18 protein-coding genes are annotated in these 19,386 nt (G+C 77.3%); 2 read left to right on the top strand and 16 right to left on the bottom strand.

The window, feature by feature from the left end:
* Positions 1–117 precede the first annotated feature (117 nt).
* Positions 118–1,908, top strand: coding sequence for a serine hydrolase (locus SCK26_RS33555; protein ID WP_318205121.1), 1,791 nt, complete (start codon positions 118–120; stop codon positions 1,906–1,908).
* Here the strand turns inward: SCK26_RS33555 and SCK26_RS33550 are convergent.
* The 3 genes from SCK26_RS33550 to SCK26_RS33540 all read right to left on the bottom strand — a co-directional run bounded on the left by SCK26_RS33550 (position 1,874) and on the right by SCK26_RS33540 (position 4,944).
* Positions 1,874–3,490: an NAD(P)/FAD-dependent oxidoreductase gene (locus tag SCK26_RS33550; protein WP_318205120.1), complete on the bottom strand. Its 1,617-nt coding sequence runs from the start codon at positions 3,488–3,490 to the stop codon at positions 1,874–1,876. The two genes, SCK26_RS33555 and SCK26_RS33550, sit on opposite strands and share 35 nt — an antisense overlap.
* Positions 3,491–3,539: 49 nt before the next feature.
* A complete protein-coding gene (locus SCK26_RS33545) occupies positions 3,540–4,385 on the bottom strand; it encodes an oxygenase MpaB family protein (RefSeq protein ID WP_318205119.1) in 846 nt (281 codons plus the stop codon).
* 184 nt (positions 4,386–4,569) lie between these two features.
* Positions 4,570–4,944, bottom strand: a complete 375-nt coding sequence (locus SCK26_RS33540) for a ferredoxin (RefSeq protein WP_318205118.1) — start codon at positions 4,942–4,944, stop codon at positions 4,570–4,572.
* Between the two features lie 151 nt (positions 4,945–5,095).
* Between SCK26_RS33540 and SCK26_RS33535 the strand changes: the two genes are divergently transcribed.
* Positions 5,096–5,461: a DUF6479 family protein gene (locus SCK26_RS33535; protein WP_318205117.1), complete on the top strand. Its 366-nt coding sequence runs from the start codon at positions 5,096–5,098 to the stop codon at positions 5,459–5,461.
* Positions 5,462–5,728: 267 nt separating this feature from the next.
* Here SCK26_RS33535 and SCK26_RS33530 read toward each other — a convergent pair whose 3' ends face one another.
* The 13 genes from SCK26_RS33530 to SCK26_RS33470 all read right to left on the bottom strand — a co-directional run bounded on the left by SCK26_RS33530 (position 5,729) and on the right by SCK26_RS33470 (position 19,382).
* Entirely contained in the window at positions 5,729–6,979 is a 1,251-nt protein-coding gene (locus SCK26_RS33530; protein WP_318205116.1) for an ANTAR domain-containing protein, read from the bottom strand.
* A 273-nt stretch (positions 6,980–7,252) separates the two neighbouring features.
* Entirely contained in the window at positions 7,253–7,711 is a 459-nt protein-coding gene (locus SCK26_RS33525) for an anti-sigma factor antagonist (RefSeq protein WP_318205115.1), read from the bottom strand.
* 125 nt (positions 7,712–7,836) lie between these two features.
* The gene (locus tag SCK26_RS33520; RefSeq protein ID WP_318205114.1) at positions 7,837–8,748 is read right to left on the bottom strand and encodes a glycosyltransferase family 2 protein; all 912 of its coding nucleotides are present in this window, start codon (positions 8,746–8,748) and stop codon (positions 7,837–7,839) included.
* Entirely contained in the window at positions 8,745–9,686 is a 942-nt protein-coding gene (locus SCK26_RS33515; protein ID WP_318205113.1) for a glycosyltransferase family 2 protein, read from the bottom strand. Before SCK26_RS33515 ends, SCK26_RS33520 begins: the two co-directional genes overlap by 4 nt.
* Positions 9,676–10,665: a glycosyltransferase family 9 protein gene (locus tag SCK26_RS33510; RefSeq protein ID WP_318205112.1), complete on the bottom strand. Its 990-nt coding sequence runs from the start codon at positions 10,663–10,665 to the stop codon at positions 9,676–9,678. The genes SCK26_RS33515 and SCK26_RS33510 overlap by 11 nt, the downstream gene beginning before the upstream one ends.
* A 219-nt stretch (positions 10,666–10,884) precedes the next feature.
* Entirely contained in the window at positions 10,885–12,309 is a 1,425-nt protein-coding gene (locus SCK26_RS33505; protein ID WP_318205111.1) for a PfkB family carbohydrate kinase, read from the bottom strand.
* Entirely contained in the window at positions 12,306–13,022 is a 717-nt protein-coding gene (locus SCK26_RS33500) for an SIS domain-containing protein (RefSeq protein WP_318205110.1), read from the bottom strand. The genes SCK26_RS33505 and SCK26_RS33500 overlap by 4 nt, the downstream gene beginning before the upstream one ends.
* Positions 13,019–14,251 (bottom strand): glycosyltransferase, encoded by a 1,233-nt coding sequence (locus SCK26_RS33495; protein ID WP_318205109.1) that lies wholly within the window; start codon positions 14,249–14,251, stop codon positions 13,019–13,021. Before SCK26_RS33495 ends, SCK26_RS33500 begins: the two co-directional genes overlap by 4 nt.
* The gene (locus SCK26_RS33490; protein WP_318205108.1) at positions 14,248–15,210 is read right to left on the bottom strand and encodes a glycosyltransferase family 4 protein; all 963 of its coding nucleotides are present in this window, start codon (positions 15,208–15,210) and stop codon (positions 14,248–14,250) included. Before SCK26_RS33490 ends, SCK26_RS33495 begins: the two co-directional genes overlap by 4 nt.
* Complete coding sequence (locus tag SCK26_RS33485; RefSeq protein ID WP_318205107.1) at positions 15,207–16,217, bottom strand: glycosyltransferase family 9 protein; 1,011 nt, start codon at positions 16,215–16,217, stop codon at positions 15,207–15,209. The genes SCK26_RS33490 and SCK26_RS33485 overlap by 4 nt, the downstream gene beginning before the upstream one ends.
* Entirely contained in the window at positions 16,214–16,756 is a 543-nt protein-coding gene (locus SCK26_RS33480) for an HAD-IIIA family hydrolase (RefSeq protein ID WP_318205106.1), read from the bottom strand. Before SCK26_RS33480 ends, SCK26_RS33485 begins: the two co-directional genes overlap by 4 nt.
* Positions 16,753–17,751, bottom strand: coding sequence for a glycosyltransferase family 2 protein (locus SCK26_RS33475; protein ID WP_318205105.1), 999 nt, complete (start codon positions 17,749–17,751; stop codon positions 16,753–16,755). Before SCK26_RS33475 ends, SCK26_RS33480 begins: the two co-directional genes overlap by 4 nt.
* Positions 17,748–19,382 carry a carbamoyltransferase gene (locus SCK26_RS33470; RefSeq protein ID WP_318205104.1) on the bottom strand — a complete coding sequence of 545 codons (1,635 nt, stop codon included), beginning with the start codon at positions 19,380–19,382 and terminating at the stop codon, positions 17,748–17,750. The genes SCK26_RS33475 and SCK26_RS33470 overlap by 4 nt, the downstream gene beginning before the upstream one ends.
* Positions 19,383–19,386: the final 4 nt, after the last annotated feature.

Below are 19,386 nucleotides of genomic sequence, written 5' to 3'. Positions count from 1 at the left end.
GACCGTCAGATTTCTCGGCGGCTGCCGCGCCCCGTTGACACACCTCCGGCCCGACAGGAAAGTTTCACGGTGCGGGGCGGGTCCGGAAAGATATTTTCAGGCGGGAGGCCGCGGACGATGACGGACGACCTGGCAGGCGGAGCACCGGGCGGGCCGACCCGGCGGCGGCTGGTCGCGGGCTCCCTGGCGGCAGGCGGCGCGCTGGCCCTCGGCGCGCTCCCGGCGGGGCCGGCCGCCACCGCGCCCGCCTCCTCCGGCCGCCGCGCCACCCTGCGGCACGGCTCCCCCGAGCGCGCCGGGCTGCTGCCCGCGCACCTGCGGCACCTCGTCGCGGACGCCGAGGCGTTCCTCGCCCCCTCCCCCCGCCGGCCCTGGTACGCGGGCGCCGTCCTGCTCGCCGGGCGCGGCAACATCGTGGCCCTGCACGAGCCGATCGGCATGGCGGTGCGCTACTCGGGTTACGACGAGAAGACCGACACGGGCGTCGAGCTGCCGCCCGGCCGGCAGCTGCCGATGACCCGGGACACCGTATTCGACCTGGCCTCGGTCTCCAAGCTGTTCACCTCGCTCCTCGCCGTGCAGCAGATCGAGCGGGGCGCCCTGGACCTCGCGGGCACGGTCGCCTCGTACCTGCCGGACTTCGGCCGGGCGGGCAAGGAGAAAGTGACGATCCGTCAGCTGCTGACGCACACCTCCGGTCTGCGGGCGTGGCTGCCGCTGTACACGGCGCCGACCCACGAGGCGAAGCTCCGGCTCGTCTGGGAAGAGGCCCCCGTCAGCCCGCCGGGCACCGCCTACCTGTACTCGGACCTGAACCTGATCACGCTGGGCCTCGTCCTGGAGACGGTCACCGGCCGCCCGCTGGACGCGCTGCTGCGCGAGGAGATCACCGGCCCGCTCGGCATGGACGGCACCCGCTACCGCCCGCCCGCCTCCTGGAAGCCGCGGATCGCGGCCACCGAGGACGCCCGCCCGCCCTGGTCCGGGCTGGACCGCGGGTTGGTGTGGGGCGAGGTGCACGACGAGAACGCCTACAGCCTGGGCGGTGTCGCCGGCCACGCCGGGGTGTTCTCCCGCGCCTGGGACCTGGCGGTCCTCGGCCGGACGCTGCTCGACGGCGGCCGCTACGGCCGGACGCGGATCCTGCGGCCGGAGTCGGTGGAGCTGATGTTCACCGACTTCAACACCGCCTTTCCCGGCAACGCGCACGGCCTCGGCTTCGAGCTGTACCAGCACTGGTACATGGGGGCGATGGCCACCCCGCGCACCGCCGGCCACACCGGCTTCACCGGCACCTCGCTGGTGCTCGACCCCTCGACCGACTCGTTCCTCGTCGTGCTCGGCAACTCCGTGCACCCGGTGCGCACCTGGCGCTCCGGCTCCGCTCCCCGGGTCGCGGCCGGCGACCGGCTCGCCCGCGCGGTGCCCCTCCGCCCGGCGCGGGGCCGTACGGCCTGGTTCGCGGGCATGGCGAACGCCACGGCCGCGACGCTCACGCTCCCCGCGCTGGACACCTCTTCCGGCACGGCCCGGCTGCGCTGCGCCCTGTGGTGGGACACCGAACCCGGTGCCGATCAGGTGGTGCTGGAGTCCACCACGGACGGCGGCGCCACCTGGCGGCCGGTGCCCTTCACCACCATCCGGCCCGGTGCCGGCCCCGAGGACCACCCGGAGGGCGCGGTGTCCGGCTGGTCGGGCCGCGTCTGGCACCGGGTGGCCGCCGCGCTGCCGGCCGGCCCGCGCCTGGTCCTGCGCTGGCGGTACACCACCGGCCCGCGGTACGTCGGCCGGGGCGCGTACGTGGACGCGCCGCGCGTGGAGACGGGCGGGACGGTGCTGTTCGACGGGGCGCGCCCGGCGGACGCGGCACGGATCACGGCGGTGGGCTGGGAGGAGTCGGCCGACTGACCGGGCCGCGGCGCGGGGACGGGTCCGCTTCCAGTACCGCCATCGCCGCGTTGTGGCCCGGCACCCCGCTCACCCCGCCGCCGCGCACCGCTCCCGCCCCGCACAGCAGGACGTTGCGGTGCCGGGTCTCCACTCCCCAGCGGCCCTCCCCCTGATCGGCGTAGGGCCAGGACAGGGCCCGGTGGAAGATGTGGCCGCCGGGCAGCCGCAGGTCGCGTTCCAGGTCCAGCGGGGTCTTCGCCTCGATGCAGGGGCGGCCGTCGGCGTCGGTGGCCAGGCAGTCGGCGAGCGGTTCGGCGAGGTGGGCGTCGAGCTGGGCGAGGGTGGCGGTGAGCAGTTCCTCGCGTGCGGCGTCGTTGTCCCGGTCGAAGAGCCGGGCCGGGGCGTGCAGGCCGAACAGGGTGAGCGTGTGGTGGCCGCGTTCGGCGAGGCCGGGGCCGAGGATGGTGGGGTCGGTCAGGGAGTGGCAGTAGATCTCCGCCGGCGGGGTGGCGGGGAGCCGGCCGGCGGCGGCCTCGGCGTGGGCGGTGGCCAGTTGCCGGTAGCCCTCGGCGATGTGGAAGGTGCCGGCGAACGCCTCGCGGGGGTCGGTGCCGGGGTCGCGCAGCCGGGGCAGACGGGTGAGGAGCATGTTCACCTTGAGCTGGGCGCCCTCGGCGGGCTCGGGCGCCGGGCCGCCGGTGAGGGCGGCCAGTTCGTGCGGGGAGGCGCCCACGAGGACGTGCCGGGCGGCGGCGGTGCCGACGCCGTCGGCCGTGCGGTAGGTGACCTCGGCGGTGTGTCCGTCGGTGTCGACGCGGACCGCCTCGTGTCCGGTGGCGATGCGCGCACCCGCCGAGCGGGCCGCCGCGGCCAGCGCGTCGGTCAGCGCGCCCATGCCGCCGACGGGCACGTCCCAGGCGCCGGTGCCGCCGCCGATGACGTGGTAGAGGAAACAGCGGTTCTGGACCAGGGTGGGGTCGTGGGCGTCGGCGAAGGTGCCGATGAGCGCGTCGGTGAGGACGATGCCGCGCACCAGGTCGTCGGCGAACGCCTCCTCGATGGCGACGCCGATCGGCTCCTCGAACAGGGCGCGCCAGGCGGCCTCGTCGTCGACGCGGCGGCGCAGGTCGTCGCGGGTGGGCAGCGGTTCGGTGAGCGTGGGGAAGACGCGCCGGGCGACGTGGGCCGTCATGCCGTAGAACCGCCGCCAGGCCGTGTACTCGCGGTCGCCGCCGGTCAGCCGGGCGAACGCCTCGCGGGTGCGCCGCTCGTCCCCGCCGACCAGCAGTCCCGTGGGCCGGCCCGCCCGCTCCGCCGGGGTGTACGAGGAGATGGTGCGCGGGCGGACCCGGAAGTCCAGTCCGAGGTCGCGCACGATCTTCTGCGGCAGCAGGCTGACCAGGTAGGAGTAGCGGGACAGGCGGGCGTCGACGCCGGTGAAGGGGCGGGTGGAGACGGCGGCGCCGCCGGTGTGGTCCAGCCGTTCCAGCACCAGCACGGAGCGGCCGGCGCGGGCCAGGTAGGCGGCGGCGACCAGGCCGTTGTGGCCACCGCCGACGATCACGGCGTCGTACGCGCGGGTCGGCTCGTTCGCGGACATGGTCCTTCGTAGCACGCGCTGATCCACGACGGCCAGAGCCGGGCGCGGATCACGGCCGGAGCCTGCGCGCCGCCGGACGCGCGCCGGGACCGAGGCGGCCCATGGCGCGCAGGATGTGCTTCGGCGGGAGCTGCCAGCGCAGCCGTGCGGGGATCGCGCGCAGTACGGCACCGGTGGCGCGCAGTCGCCGGGTGACGGCGGCGGGCGCGGGGGCCGGCCTGCCGTACAGCTCGTGGGCGTACGCGGGCAGGGAGGCGTACGCCAGGCGCGCCACCCACTGCCACAGCACCTCGCGCGCCGGTATGAGCAGCGGGTGGACCGGCGGGCGGCGCAGGAAGTCGTCCACCTCGCGGGCCTCGGGACCGGCGGCGAGCTGCGGCCGGACCTTGGCGAAGTAGGCGGCCAGCTCCGCGCGGCTCGCCGGTACGGTGTCCGGGTCGAGCCCCACCAGCCGGGCATCCGCCCGGTGTTCGGCCACGTACCGGTCGGCCTGGGCGTCGGTGAGCGGGAAGCCGGAGCGGCGCAGGACGTGCAGGTAGGAGTCGATCTCCGCGCAGTGCACCCACAGCAGCAGCGCGGGCTCGTCGAGGCCGTAGCGTTCGCCGGTGTCCGGGTCGGTCGCCGTCAGCCGGGCGTGGATGCCGCGCACCCGCGCCCCGGCCCGCTCGGCGGCCTCGGTGGTGCCGTACGTCGCCGTCCCCACGAAGTCCGCGGTCCGCCGCAGCCGCCCCCAGGCGTCCCGCCGGAAGTCGGAGTTCTGCGTCACCCCCCGCACCGCCCGCGGATGCAGCGCCTGAAGGTACAGCGCCCGCACTCCCGCGACCCACATCATGGGATCGCCGTGCAGCTGCCAGGTCACCGAGTCGGGCGTGAAGAGCCCGGGGTCCGCCGCCATGCACGAAGGCTAACGCCGCGCCCTCGGGGCCGGGCCGTCCGGCGGCGGGCCGGCGGCCCGGTGGCCGCCGGCGGGGTCGGTGCGGATCGCCCGGTGCCCTACGTCGCGCGGGGCGCGGATGGCCATGAGGCCGTGCGCGTGGCCGAGCCGGTGGGTGCGCGGTCGCGGCGGGCGGCCGTGGCGCTCAGCCGAGCAGTTCCAGGAAGTGCGCGCACGCCTCGGCGCAGGCCCGGCAGGTGGCCGCGGCCGACTCGGCGCCGGGGTGCTCGTCGAAGGCGCGGGCGCACTCCAGGCAGACCGAGCGGCACCACTCCACCCGGGCCCGGATGCCCTCCTCGTCCTGCTGGTTCTCCTCGCCCAGCACCCTGCACGTGGCGTCGCACGCCTCGGCGCACATGATGCCCAGCCGGCGCACGCGCTCCTGGTGCTCGGTGCCGTCCGGGTCGACCAGACTCGCCCGCACCGCACAGGCCCGGGCGCACTCCGTGCACGCCTGGGCACAGGTGAAACGGTCCTCCAGGAACCGGTAGAGCTGCTGCTGAGAAGTCGGCGTTGTCACACCGGGCGGGTAGCCGGGGCGGGCGGCCACAAACCACTGCCTCCGGCGTACGCGGGAGAGGTCCGGATACACCCTCCGCGCCGCCCTCGCCACCCCTCGGCCGCCCTCAATGTCCGGATTCATACGCTTATGGTATGGGTATTCCTGTTCTATGAACACCGCATCGATGCAGCTGGCCGCGGCGAGCGGCCTGATGAGCCTCGTACTGTTCCTCGTGGCCGTGGCGGTCCTCGCGCTGCTCGGCGGCGGCTTCTGGATGACCTCCCGCGTCCGCTCCCAGGAGTCCCCGCGCCCGCGCCCGGAGGAGCAGCCCAAGATGCCGCCGGGCGGTCCGGTGCACGAGGTCCGGCAGAACCGGGAGTCCGCGGAGATACCGCGGATCGCCAAGGGCGAACGCCCGCTCACGCCGTACGACCTGACCAACATGGACAGCCGGCCGAGCGCGTCGAAGGACCGTCCGCGCTGGAGCAAGGGCTCCAGCGGCTCCTTCGGCGGCGGCGGACTCGGCGCCCACTGAACGTCCGGCCCCGCCACCGGCCCTCACCGTCGGCACGGCCCGCGCCGGACCGCCCGACGCCCCCGGAACGGGTCCGGAGGCGTCGAAGCGGCCGGCGCGGGCCGTGCCGTGTCCGGCCGGACATGACGAACGGCCCCGCTGCGGGGCCGTTCGACGGGCCGGGTCGAAGGAGTGCGGTCACGGGTGGTCCGGCTGCTGCGCCGGCGGCACCCCGCCGCCCTCTCCTCCCGGCGCCGCACGGCTGACGCACCCGGCGGCGGCCCGGCTTCACGGCGCGCCGCGCGTCAGCGTCCGGTGGAGGTGTTCCAGGGCGTCCAGGAGGACCGAGCGGTGGTACCAGCTCAGCCAGGCCGAGGTGTCCGCGGCCAGCACGGCGAGCGCCTCGGCCTGCGCGGCGGTGGGCCGGTGGCCGGCGTCGGCCCAGTGCAGGCCGATCACGCCGGTGCAGGAGCCGGCCGAGGAGAGCACCGGGACGCTGTGCAGCGCCCGGACGCCGCCGGCCAGCAGGGCGGACCGGCAGTCGTCGGAGAGCAGCGCGTCCGTCGCGACGTCGGGGACGCCCGCCTGGCGGCCCCGGGTACGGGCCGCCCCGTCGGCGGTGCCGTCGCCCCGGCCGAGCGCCAGGTGGTCCAGGACCGGCTCCGCGCAGCCGTGGTGGGTCTCCAGCGCCAGCGCGTTCACCGCCGGGTCCACGAGCCGTACGTGTCCGGCGGGTGCCCGGCCGATGGCCAGCGCCTCGTACAGGACGGCGTCGATCATCTGCCGGCGGTAGCGGGGGTCCCGGCCGCCGCGGGCCAGGATCCGCAGCTGCGGCACGGGCAGGGGACGGCGGCCGGGGAACCACACCTCGCCGTTCGGGGCGCGGGCCGCCACCACGGCGGAGACCAGGACCCGCAGCGGCACGTTGAACCGCTGCGAGGCCTCCCGCAGCGCCCGGAAGGCGGCACCCGAGTCCGGCAGGCCGTAGCGGACCATGAGCACGCCCTGCGCCATGCCGATCACCGGTGCGCTGCGCACCCGGGCGCGCAGCGCGCGGACCTCCTTGTGCAGGTCCTCGTAGGAGGGCCGGACCGGGTCGGCCAGCTGCGACCGCCAGGCGGGCGGCTCCTCCACCCGGCAGGCGGCGCGGGCCAGCTCGCCCAGCGCCTCGTCCAGGGTGGCGTACAGCCGTACGCCGGTCAGCCGGGCCAGGTGCACCGCCTCGCGCACCCCGGGCCGGGCGCGGACGATGATCAGGTCGGGGCGTCCGGTGCGGGTCCGGGTCGTCTCGCTGAGCGCGCGCAGCACGGCGGCGCCGCCGAGCTGGACGTGGGCCATGTCCAGTACGGGACGCAGTCCGGCGCGGTCCGCCTGGTCCAGGTGGCCGCGCAGCTCCTCCGACCAGACCTCGGCGCCCTGCGCGTCCAGGCTGCCCGACATGCGCAGCAGCAGGGCGCCCTCGGCGGGGAGCCCCTCGACCACGGACGACTCGATGACGAGGGGGGCCGGTGCGGCCGGCCGGCCGGAGGAAGGTTTCATCGCATCACCCAGACAGCACGTCACAGAGGTCTCGCCCGGCCGTCTTCCCGGCCCCGGCATCACCTCGCACGGTAGGCCCGGGCCGCCGGGTCCGCCATCCACCGCGCCGGGCGGGGGACGGCGGGCCGGACGGCCGTCAGCGCAGGCCGCCGGGGTCCGCGTGTGCGGCCCGGGCGGCGGCGCCCGGCGTCACGGGAGCCGCGTGCACGGGCCCGGGGTCCGTCCTGGCCGGTCCCTGCTCCGGGGCCGTCCGCGCTGGTTCCGCGCGTCCCTTCAGGGTCGCGTGCGCGCGGGGCCGGGTTCCGTGTCCGCCGGTTCGCCGGTCTCCAGGGCGCGCAGGACGGCCGTCAGGGCGGCGTATGTCCGGATGCCCGGCAGGCCGGCCGCGGCGAGGGTTTCCCGGACGTGGGGACGGGGCTGGACGACGTGCAGCGCGCGGCCGGCGCGGGCGAGGGCACCGGTGGCCCGGTCCAGGGCGGCGAGGGCGGCGGGGCAGGCGAGGTAGGTCTCGGTGAGGTCCAGCAAGGGGTGGTCCCCGGTGCGTCCGGCGTCGGCGAGGTGTTCGGCGAGCGCGGCGGACAGGCGGCCGGCGTTGTCGGCGTCGACCGTGCCGCGGGCCTTCAGGACGCTGATCCGGCCGAGGCCGGCGTGGTGCTCGCGTTCGGTGCGCAGGCGCAGCGGGGCGGGGCCGCCGGGGCGGACGCGGGCCGGGGAGGGCTGACCGATTTCCATGGAGGGACGCGCTTCCTGGGCGGGGAGGAAGGATCGGCCGGCCGCTTCTTGACCGGGGGTTCACTGTGCCCGCACGCGGATGCCGGACGCAACGACGTCTCCGGGCGTGTCGTGGCGCCGGCCGGTCAGCCGACGTACCGCCGTGCGGGTGAGTCCCGGCGGGCGCGTTCCAGCGTGGCGATCCGGTGCTCCAGGTCCGGCGGCACGGGGGCGCGCTGGCGCAGCACCCACGGCAGTCCGGCGGTGGCGTGGACGAAGGCGCGGGCGGAGGCGGCGTCCCGGGGCACGGTGCGGATCAGGTGGCCGGTGCGGCGCAGGGCCGGCAGCAGGGGGCGGCGCAGCCAGGTGAACCACAGGGTGTTGCGCAGGCCGAGGACGCGGCGGGCCGTGCTGTCACGCAGCGTGGAGGCGTGGTGGTGGACGGTGAGTTCCCCGGCGTAGGCGAGCCACCAGCCGCGGCGCTGGAGGTCGCAGGCGAGCAGTTCCTCCTCGCCGCCGAGCCACAGGCCGGGATGGAAGCCGCCGGCGGCCCGGAAGGCCTCGGTGCGCAGCACGGTGGCGGCGGCGAGGAAGGAGCCGAGCGCGGGTCCGGGCAGCCAGTCGGGGCCGGTCAGCGGGGAGTCGCGCAGTTCGGGGACGACCGGGTCCTCGGTGCCTTCGGGTTCGACGAGGATCCGGGCGGTGACGGCGGCCAGCCGGGGCCGGGGGTCCAGCAGGTCCGCGGCGCGGCGCAGGCTGCCGGGCTCCCACCAGGTGTCGTCGTCGCAGAAGGCGACGTAGGGCGTGCGCACGCGCTGCACGGCCAGGTTGCGGCCGATGGCGCCGAGGTTGCGGCCGGGGCGCAGCAGGGTCATGCCGGGGAAGTCCCGGGCGACCGCTTCGGCGGTGCCGTCGGTGGAGGCGTTGTCGGTGACGATCACGGGCGGGCGTTCGGGCAGCCGGCGCAGCAGGCCGAGGGTGCGCAGCAGTTCCTCGCGGCGGTTGTGGGTGATCACGACGACGGTCGTGCGGTGGTCGGGGCCGGGCCGGGCGGTCATGGCGCGCCGCCTTCCGCGGCGGGTCCGGCCGCCTCCCGGTCGAGCAGCCGGGCGGCGTGCTCGACGTGCGGGGGCAGGGGCCGGCGGCGGGCGAGCGCGGCCGGGAACCGGGCGACGGCCTCCTTCAGGGCGCGGGAGGCGCCGGGCCGGCCGGTCGCGGCGGCCACCGCGAGGCCGGTGCCGGCGCGCAGGGCGACGGGCCAGGGGCGGCGCAGGCAGGCGGTGAGGACGTGGTTGCGGCGGACGAGGGCGGAGCGGCCGGCGCGGGTGTGGTCGCCGGGGTGGTGGCGGGCGCGCAGGGCGGGTTCGTAGGCGACGCCCCAGCCGGCGGCGGCCAGGTCGTAGGCGAGCAGGGTCTCCTCGCCGCCGAAGAAGAGCAGCGGATGGTAGCCGCCGACGCCGAGGAAGGCCTCCTTGCGGACCACGCAGGCGCAGCCCAGGAAGCCGAGCACCGGGCGGCCGGGCAGGTCGGGCTCGGCCGGCAGGGGTGAGGCGGCGAGGACGGCGTTGAGGGGGTCCTCGGCGGCCTCGTCGCCGACCAGGGTGCGGGCGGCGAGCAGGCCGAGCCGCGGGTGCCCGTCGAGGAGGTCGGCGGCACGGGCCAGGCTGCCGGGCTCCCACCAGGAGTCGTCGTCGCTGAAGGCGACGTAGGGCGTGCGGGCGTGGCGCGCGGCCAGGTTGCGGCCGAGGGCGCCGGTGTTGCCGGCCGGGCGCAGCAGGCGGGCGATGGCCGGGTGGCCGGCGACGGCCCGGCGGGTGGTGTCGTCGCGGGAGTTGTCGACGACCACGACGGGCGGCCGTTCGGGCAGCGCGGCCAGGGCGTCCAGGGTGCGCAGCAGGCTGGCGGCGCGGTCGCGGGTGATGACGGCGACGGTGATCCGCGGGTCGCCGGGGACGGTGGGCGGGCGGGGGCGGGCGGGAGCGTGCTCAGTGGACATGCGCCACCTCCGCTCCGGCGGGCCGGCGCCGGCCGCGGGCGTCCCGCAGGAGGGTCAGGCAGGCCGCGGCGACCTCGCCGGTGCCGATGCGCAGCAGGCGGGCGTCGGGGGCGAGGCCGTGCGGGTCGCCGGGCGGGCCGGGCTTCCACAGGGCCAGGTGGTCCGGGCCCGGGGGCGGTCCCCACAGACGGGGGGAGACGGGGCCGAACAGGGTGACGGAGCGGGTGCCGTGGGCGACCGCGAGGTGGGCCAGGCCGGTGTCGCCGCTGAGCAGCAGGGACGCCCCGGCGACGAGGGCGGACAGCCTTGCGGGCGGCAGGCCGCCGGTGAGCACGTCGGTGCCGGGCCGGCCGCTGCGTTCGGCGACCTCGCGGACCAGGGAGTCCTCGCCGGGGCCGCCGGTGAGGACGACGCGGTGGCCGGCCGCGCGCAGGCACCGGACGACGGCGGCGAACCGCTCCGGCGGCCAGCGGCGGGAGCCGGAGGCCGCGCCGGGGTGCACGACGACCGCGCCGGGGGCCGGGGAGGGTGTGCCGGGCGGGGGCAGCCGCAGGTCGCGGGGGTCGGCGGGGATGCCGTAGCCGCGCAGGAAGGCGCACCAGCGGTCGCGTTCGTTGACGTGGGCGGGCCAGGGCGGGCCGTCCGGGCAGGCGTGGGCGAGCAGCCGGCGCGGGCGCAGGGCGGCCAGGGCGTCGCGGCTCTCGGGTCCGCTGCCGTGCAGGTCGACGGCCACCTCGGGGGGCGGTCCCGGCCAGTGGCGGAGGTCGGGCACCGCGCGGCCCGGCGCCTCGGCCGGGAACACGGTGTCGACCGCCCCGGTGGCCAGGGCGAGTTCGGTGAGGGCCGGCGGCTGGGCGAGGACGACCTGGTGCCCGGGGAAGGCGCGCCGGATCCCGCGCAACGCGGGCACGCCGGCCAGCAGGTCGCCCAGTCCGAGCGCGCGCAGGACCAGGACACGCGGAGTCTGCTCAGTGGTCACCGGGTGGTCCTCCGGGGGTGGGCGGGGAAGCGGGGGGCGGACGGTGGGGCGGTGCCGGGCCGGGCGGCAGGGTCCGGGCCGGCTCGTCTCCACCCGGGTAACCGGGAAGCCCGGACCGCATGCGCCCGGTGGCCGCGCTCGCCGCGGGGCCGTGGGGCGCACGGGGCGGCCGTGGACGCGTGGTGGGGCGGCCCGGGGTGCGGGCGGTGGGCGCGGGGGTCACGTGCCCTCTCCTGCCGTGGGGGCCAGGGCGGCCCGGCGGGCGAGGACGGTGGTGGAGCGGCCGTCGAGGTAGGGCAGCAGCAGGACCTGCCCGCCCCAGCTCTCCACCAGGGGCTGTTCGGGCAGCCGGGTCCGCGCGTAGTCGCCGCCCTTGGCCCAGATGTGCGGGCGCAGTTCGCCGAGGACGCGTTCGGGGGTGTCCTCGTCGAAGACGGCTACGGCGTCCACGCACTCCAGGGCGCGCAGCACCCGTACCCGGTCGGCGGCCGGCACGAGAGGGCGGCCGTCGCCCTTGCGGCGGCGGACGGAGTCGTCGGAGTTGAGGCAGACGATCAGGCAGTCGCCGGCCCGGCGGGCGGCCTGGAGCAGGGCGACGTGGCCGGCGTGCAGCAGGTCGAAGCAGCCGCCCGCGGCGACGACGGTGCCGCCCGCGGCCCGGACCCGGGCGGCGGTGCGCACGGCGTCGGCGGTGGTGTCGCCGTCGGCCGGGGCCTGGCGCGCGGCCGTCTCCGTCCCGTCCGGGGTGGCGAGCGCGCGGGCGCCGCCCTCGGCGACGTAGCGGGTGGCGGCGTGTACGGCGGCCTGGACGGCGGCCTCGGTGAGGGCGCCGTCGGCGAGCAGGCCGGCCGCGGCGGCGGCGAACCGGTCGCCGGCGCCGCAGGGGTCGCCGGTGGCGGCGGCCGGGGTCGGCACCAGCAGCGGGGTCTCGCCGTGCGAGAGCAGGGCGCCGCGTTCGCCGAGGGTCACCGCGACGGCCCGGGCCCGCCAGGCCCGGACCAGGGCGCGGGCGTCGCCGGCGGCGGTGCGCAGCCCCGCCGTCCCGCCGGCCGCCTCCTCGTCCCCGGCGGCCCGCCGGGCGAAGGCGCGGGCCTCCTGGGCGGAGGGGGTGGCGAGGCGGACGCCGGGCACGGGGGGCCGGCCGCGCACATGGGGGTCCCAGACGACGGGGGCCGCCGTGTGGGCCAACGCGTCCCGCAGGACGTCGGCGGTGCCGCGGCCGTAGTCGGCGACGAGGACTCCCCCGGCCTCCGCGACCGCGGCCACCGCCTGCCCGGTGGCCTCGCGGGCGCGGCCCTCGCCGTCGTCCAGGCGCAGCAGCGGCCGGTCTCCGGCCAGGACCCGGGTCTTGCTGGCGAGGGTGCCTTCCAGGGGCACCTCGACCAGGCGGACCCGGCCCTCCAGCAGTTCGCGCAGGGTGTCGCTGGCGGGGTCGGCGCCGAGGGCGGTGACCAGCGTGACGGGGCGTCCGTCGGCCGCCGCGAGGCAGGCGGCGAGGGCGGCGCCGCCGGGGCGGGAGCTGCGGCGGGTGCCGTGCACGACGGGCACCGGGGCGTCCGGGGCCAGCCGTTCGGCCCGGCCGCACAGGTCGTGGTCGAGCAGGGCGTCGCCGACGACGACCAGGGGGGTCGGTGTGTCGCTCATGCCTGCCCCTCCCGCGGGGCGACGGGCCCGCCGGGCGCGGCCCGCCCGACGGTGCGGGCCCGGCCGACGAGCCGCCCCACGACCCCCGGTCTGCCGTCGGCACTCGGTGCTCCGTCGGCGCCCGCGTCCGCGCGTCCGGCCTCCTCGCGCGTCACCGCCCGGTCGAAGGTCTCGCAGAGCATGTGCACCGCGACCAGGTGGAGTTCCTGGACGGTGGCGGTGGCCGGGGCGTCGACGCACACCGCGTCGTCCGCGCCGAGTTGCAGCGGGTTGGGAGAGCGTCCGGTCAGCGCCCACACGGTCATCCCGAGCCGGTGCGCGCGGTCGGCGGCGGACAGCAGGTTGGCGCTGGCGCCGCTGGTGGACAGCAGCAGGAGCACGTCGCCGGGGCGGCCGTGGGCGGCGGCCTGGCGGGCGAACACCTCCTGGACGCCGTAGTCGTTGGCGATCGCGGTGGTGGAGGAGGTGTCGGCGTGCAGGGCGAGGGCGGAGAACGGCGGGCGGTCCTCGCGGTAGCGGCCGACGAGTTCGGCGGTGAGGTGCTGGGCCTGGGCGGCGCTGCCGCCGTTGCCGGCGACGAGCAGCCGCGCTCCCGAGCCGAGCCGCCGGGCGAGTTCGGTGCCCCAGCGCTCCAGGAGGGGGGCGTGGTCGCGGAACGCCTCCAGGGCCTTGGCGAGGTCGTCGCAGTGCGTGGTGTCGGTGGCGGTGTTCATCGGACGACTCCCGAGAGCGAGCGGATCGAGGACACGGCGCCGTACACCCCGGCCACGCCGTCGGCCACCCGGTCCCAGGTGTAGTGGGCGAGGACCCGGGCGCGGCCGGCGGTGCCGTACCGGGCGAGCCGGCCGGGGTCGGCGAGCAGGGCGCGCAGGGCCGCGCCGAGGTCGTAGTCGTCGTCGGCCGGGACCAGCAGGCCGGTGGTGCCGTCCACGACCGTGTCGAGCTGGCCGCCGACGGCGGTGGCGACGACGGGTGTGGCGCAGGCCATGGCCTCCAGCGGCACGATGCCGAAGGGCTCGTAGCGGGGCAGGGACAGGACCAGGTCGGCGCTGGACATCAGCCGGGGCATGCGGGCGCGGCCGACGCCGCCGAGCAGGGTGACGCGGTCCAGGACGCCGTACTCGCGGGCGATGCCGTACAGGCGGGCGGCCTCGGGTTCGGTGCGCAGCAGGTCGGCCTCGGGGCCGCCGGCGATGAGGAGTTCGGCGTCGGGGACGCCGGCCAGGGCGCGGATGGCGCGGTCGAAGCCCTTGCGGGGCACGAGCCGGCCGACGGCCAGCAGCCGCTTGCGGGCGCCGGGCGGGCGGTTGCGGGCGACCGGGGTGAACTGTTCGGGGTCGACGCCGCACGGCACGACGCTGATCCGGTCCTCGGGCAGGCCCATGGCCTTCAGTTCGGCCACCTCGTCGCTGCACGTGGCGATGATCCGGGCGCACTCGTGCCCGATGGCCTCCTCGACGGCGAGTCGCTGCGGAGGGCTGGTGTCGGCGGTGCCCTGGTAGCGCTTCTTGACCGTGCCCAGCGCGTGGTAGGTCTGCACGACCGGGATGTCCGGGTCGCGGGCGCCGGCCAGGGCGGCCAGGCCGGACATCCAGAAGTGGGCGTGCACCACCTGCGGCGGGCGCTGTGCCCACTGCCGGGCCAGGAAGTTCCCGAACTCGCTCATGTGGGGCAGGAGTTCGTCCTTGGGGACGGGTGCGGGCGGCCCGGCGGGGACGTGGACCACCTGGACGCCGTCGATGAGGGTCACCCGGTCCGGCAGGCCCGCCGAGTCCCGCCGGGTGTACACGGTGACCCGGTATCCCTTCCTGGCGAGCTGCCGGGCGACCTGCGCCACGTACACGTTCTGGCCGCCCGCGTCCGGTCCGCCGAGCGCGGCCAGCGGGCTGGCGTGCTCGGAGACCATGGCGACGCGCCCGGCCGAGTGCGGAATGCGGCTCATCGGGTGACCTCCTTGATCAGGCGCTCCCAGTCGTCCAGGAAGCGCCGCTCTCCGTAGCGGGCGCGGGCGGCGGCCCGGGCCGCCGCGCCGGTCGCGCGGGCGTGCCCGGGATCGGCGAGGAAGGCCCGTACCGCGTCCTCCAGTACGTCGAGTCGGTTCGACACCACCCCGGCGCCCTCGGGTACGGCCTCGCGGACCTCGGTGGTGTCCAGGGCGACCACGGGCATGCCGAGGAACATGGCCTCCAGCAGGGACAGGCCGAGCGAGGTCCAGCGCACGGGGTGCAGATACAGGCGGCACCGGGCCATCTCCCGGTGCAGCTCGTGCTGCGGCAGGTCCCGGGCGCGGCAGCGCCCGGGCGGCAGGCCGAGGTGGCCGGCGAGTGAGCCGGTGCCCATGCCGAAGACGTCCAGCGGGACCGAGCGGGCGAACCGGGGCAGCAGGTCGGTGCCGGTGGTACGGCCCCGGCGCACCGGCTCGTTGACGACGACGGCCGCGCGCCGCTCGGTGCCGGTCCACAGCGGGCCGGGGTCGACGATGCCGTGCTCCACGACCTCGGTGGGGGCCAGGCCGCTGTCCCACATCAGCCGGTTGAAGTGGGTGACGTGCACCAGGGGAATCGCCGACTGGGCGGCGAGCGGGTGGAGTTGGCGTTCGGGCGAGGCGTCGGGGCTGTTGTGCTCGACGTAGACGGCGGGCACGTCCAGGCCGGGCCGGCGGCCGGTCCAGCGCAGGGCGAGGCCGGGCTCGTGCGGGCGTTGCAGCACCATCAGGTCGATGTCGGCGTCCCGCAGCGCGGCGGGGGTGACTTCCCGGACGGACGGGGGCCAGTCCCAGGTCACCGCGCGGCCGAGGCCGTCGGGGCCGCGGTCCTCGGTGACCGGGACCAGGTAGGTGTGCGGGCCCTGCACGAAGGCGGTGAGCCAGGACCCGTGCACATGCCAGACGAGGATGTTCATGAGGGCCGCTCCTGGATGAGTTTGTGCACCGCGCGCACCACGTCCTGGCCGGTGACCTCGTCCAGGCAGGGGTGGCCGGGCACCGGGCAGGTCAGGGCCCGGGTGTCCGCGCACGGCGCCGACTGGTCGCCGAGCAGGATGACGGGGACGCCGTAGGGCGCCCAGCGTCCGGCCGGGACGACGGGCGCGAAGAGGGAGACGACCGGGGTGCCGACGGCGGCGGCGAGGTGGGCGGGTCCGGTGTTGGCGCTGATCACGACGTCCGCCATGCGCAGCACCCCGGCCAGGGTGCGCGGGGAGGTCCGGCCGCCGAGGTCCACGGCCGCGTCGCCGCCGACCCGCCGGGTGAGGTCCCGCTCGTCGGGGCCGCCGGTGACGACGACCCGGTGCCCGGCGTCGGCGAGCAGGGTGACCGCCTCGGCGCAGCGGTGCGGGCTCCAGGCGCGGGCGGGGGCGCTGGCGCCGGGGTGCAGGACGACGTAGGGGCCGTTGCCGGTCAGGCCGCCGGTGTCCGGGGGCGGCAGGACGCGCAGCCGCCCGTCGTCGCCCGGGGGCGGTGTGAAGCCCATGGCGGCGGCGGTGTCGAGGGCGGCCTCGGCCTCGTGCCGGCCGGGCAGCCGGCGGTGGCGCACGTCGAGGAGGCGGCCGGGGTGGTCGGTGCTGTCGGCGCCGATCCGGCCGATGCCGGCGAGGCGCAGCAGCAGGGCGGCGGGCAGCGGGCTCTGGTGGTGGGAGGTGAGGACGAGCGCGCTGTCGTGGGCGCCGGCGCGCAGCCGTCCGAGGAGGGCGTCGATGTCGGCCGGGCGGACCGGGGGCGGGTCGAAGCCTTCCCAGGGCGCCTCCCAGACCAGGACGTCGTCCACGCCGGGCAGCAGCCGGGCGGCGTCCGCGCCGCGCGGGCCGCACAGCAGGGTGACACGGGTGCTGTGGGCGGCGACGGCGCGGACGGCGGGCCCGGCGAGGAGCACGTCACCGAAGCTGTCGAGGCGGACGACGAGGGATCTCATGCCGGTGCCCTCCCCGCGGCGGCGCCGAGGGCGCTTCGTACGGCGGTGAGCACGTCGGGGGCGCTGTGCCCGGCGAACCGCCGGGTCTCCTCCGGTGCGGTGGCCGCGTTGGGCACGAGCACGCCCCGGGCTCCGGCGGCGCGGGCGGCCAGCACGTCGGCGGCGATGTCGCCGACGACCAGGCAGGCGGCCGGCGGCACGCCCAGCCGGACGGCGGCGGCGCGGACCAGGCCGGGCCGGGGCTTGCGGCAGGGGCAACCGTCCTCGGCGGTGTGCGGGCAGAACAGCCAGAGGTCCAGCCCGCCCAGCAGCGCGTCGGCGCGCTCGTTGACCCGCCGGACCTGCCCGGCGGTGAGCAGCCCGCGGCCGATGCCGGACTGGTTGCTGACCACGGCGGTGGCCAGGCCGTGGGACCGGGCGAGCGCGACGGCCTCGCGGGCGCCGGGCAGCAGCCGGACCCGGTCCGGGTCGCCGTTGTACGGCACGTCGGCGACGAGGGTGCCGTCGCGGTCGAACAGGATCGCGGACACGGTGGTCATCCGGCGCCTCCCAGCGGGCGGGCGTTGCGGTGACGGACGACGCCGCGCATCCAGTGCCGCACGGCGAGCGGGGGGATGAGCACGCTGGTGCCGAGCATCCCGGCGATCTCCCGGGGGTCGCGCGGGCCGGGCAGGATACGGGCGAGGGCGAACTCGGCGGTGCCGAGGGTCCACAGGGCCGCGCAGGCGGTCGCGGTGCGGCGCCGTCCGGCCAGCGCGCACGCGGCGGCGGCGAGGGCCGCGCCGGTGACCACCAGGTGGCGGGGCAGCCGGCCGCGGGGCGCCTGGGCGCGGTGCCACCAGTCGCGGCCGTGCAGCCGGTTCATCAGGGCGTCGTCGGCGTTGCCGCGCTGGGCGGGCAGCGAGGCCCACCAGTGGGCGGGGCGGACCGGGTGCCGGGTGACGCGGGTGCCCCGGGTCAGGCTCCAGCCGGCCCGCTCGACGCGCAGGGCGAGGTCGGCGTCCTCGCGGAAGGCGCGCGGGAAGCGTTCGTCGAAGCCGCCGGTCCGCTTGAGGACGTCGGTGCGGTAGGCCATGTCGGCGGTGGCCCAGGCGGCGTTCTCCAGGCCCTTGGTGGTGCGTTCCCAGTCGGTGGGCCGGCGGTCCTCGGGCAGCGGGACGCGCAGCCGCCCCTGGACGCCGCCGACGTCGGGGCCGGCCGCGCGCAGGTCCTCGGCGAGCCGCCGGGACCAGTCCGGCAGCACCTGGACGTCGTCGTCCAGGAACACCGTCCAGGGGGTGCGGACGGTGCGCCAGCCGGCGTTGCGGGCGGCGGCCGGTCCCTTGCCGCCGGTGCGCAGGGTGCGCACCCGGTCCAGCAGCTGCCCCGCGGTCCCCAGCGGCAGGCCGCCCTCGGGCGCCGGCCGGTCGTCGACGACGACCACCTCGTGCGGGGTGTGCGCGACGGCGCCCTCGGCGAGCGCGCGCAGGCACTCGGCGAGGCAGGGCCGGCCGATCGTGGGGACGACGACGGTGTAGGCGGGGGCGTCGCTCATGCGAACGCCTTTCCCCGGCGGACCGCGAACGGGCCGAGGACCAGCAGGTCCACGGGGGCCGAGCCGAAGCACTCCAGGGCGTCCCGGGGGTCGTCGACCATGGGCCGTCCGGCGGTGTTCAGGCTGGTGTTGACCACCACCGGCAGTCCGGTGCGCCGTTCGAAGCCGTCGATCATCCGGGCCACCAGGGGTTCTCGGGCGCGGTCGACGGTCTGGATGCGGGCGGTGCCGTCGACGTGCACCACGGCCGGGATGCGGGACTTCCAGCCGGCGGCCACGTCGTGCACGAACAGCATGTGCGGGCTGGGCAGCGGCCCGTCGAAGATCTCCGCGGCGCGTTCGGCGAGCACCATCGGCGCGACCGGCCGGAACTCCTCGCGTCCCTTGACGGCGTTGAGCCGCTCCAGGTTCTCCGCCTTGCCGGGGTGGGCGAGCAGGGAGCGGTGGCCGAGCGCGCGCGGCCCGTACTCGCCGCGTCCCTGGAACCAGGCCACGATCCCGTCGGCGGCCAGTGCCTCGGCGGCCGTCTCGGCGATGTCGGCGGGCTCCTCGTACGGTACGGCGGCCCGTTCGAGCCAGGCCCGCAGTTCGGCGTCGCTCCAGCCGCGGCCCAGGGCGGCCGTCTCCATCGGCTCCAGGGTGTCCTTCTGCCCGGCGATGTGCGCGGCGGCGCCGAGCGCGGTGCCGGCGTCGCCCGCGGCGGGCTGCACCCATACGTGGGTGAAGCCGCTCTCGCGCCACAGCCGGGTGTTGGCGACGCAGTTCAGGGCGACACCGCCGGCCAGGGTGAGGGCGTCCTCGCCGGTGCGTTCGCGCAGCCAGCGGGCGAGCGCCAGCGTGACCTCCTCCAGGCAGAGCTGGGCGCTGGCGGCGAGGTCGGCGTGGTCCTGGTGCCAGGCGCCGCCGGCCGGGCGGGGCGGGACGAGATCGGCCCAGGGCACCGGGCGGGCCAGGAAGCCGCCTTGGTCGCCGGCGCGGACGTACTCGCGCAGCCGGTCGGCGAAGCGCGGGGTGCCGTAGGAGGCGAGCGCCATGACCTTGAACTCGTCGCTGCTGCGCAGGAATCCGAGGTGCTGGGTGAGGTCCTCGTAGAACAGGCCGAGGGAGTGCGGCAGTTGCTGGGCGGTGAGGACGGTCAGCTCGCGGTTGGTGTACCGGCCGGCCAGGTGGGAGCCGCACTCGCCGCGGCCGTCCAGGACGAGCACGGCGCAGTCGGGGTACGGGGAGACGGGCCCGGCGGAGGCGGCGTGCGCCACGTGGTGCGGGACGAACCGCACCTTGTCCGGGTCGAGTCCGGGCAGTGCCTCGGCGAGGAAGCCGGGGGCCTGCCGGGCGTACTCCTGGCGCAGGTGGTCCCAGGGGTCGTGCAGGCCCAGCTCCTCGGCGGGGCGGGCGAGGACGGGGTCGTAGGAGTAGGCGACGGCGTCCAGGTCGGACGGGGTGAGGCCGGCCTGCTCCAGGCACCAGCGGGCCGACCGCTCGGGCAGCTCCCAGGCGGAGAAGGGTACGGGCCGCTTGCCGTGCTTGCGGCGGGAGAACCGCTCCTCCTCCGCCGCCGCCACGACCTGGCCGTCGGTGATCAGGGCGGCGGCGGGGTCGTGGAAGAGTGCGTTGATTCCGAGGACGTGCATGCGC

This window comes from Streptomyces sp. SCL15-4 (assembly GCF_033366695.1).
Classification (GTDB): Bacteria; Actinomycetota; Actinomycetes; order Streptomycetales; family Streptomycetaceae; genus Streptomyces.
Note: the sequence above shows the minus strand (reverse complement) of the source record. Positions and strands in the feature narration are given on the sequence as shown.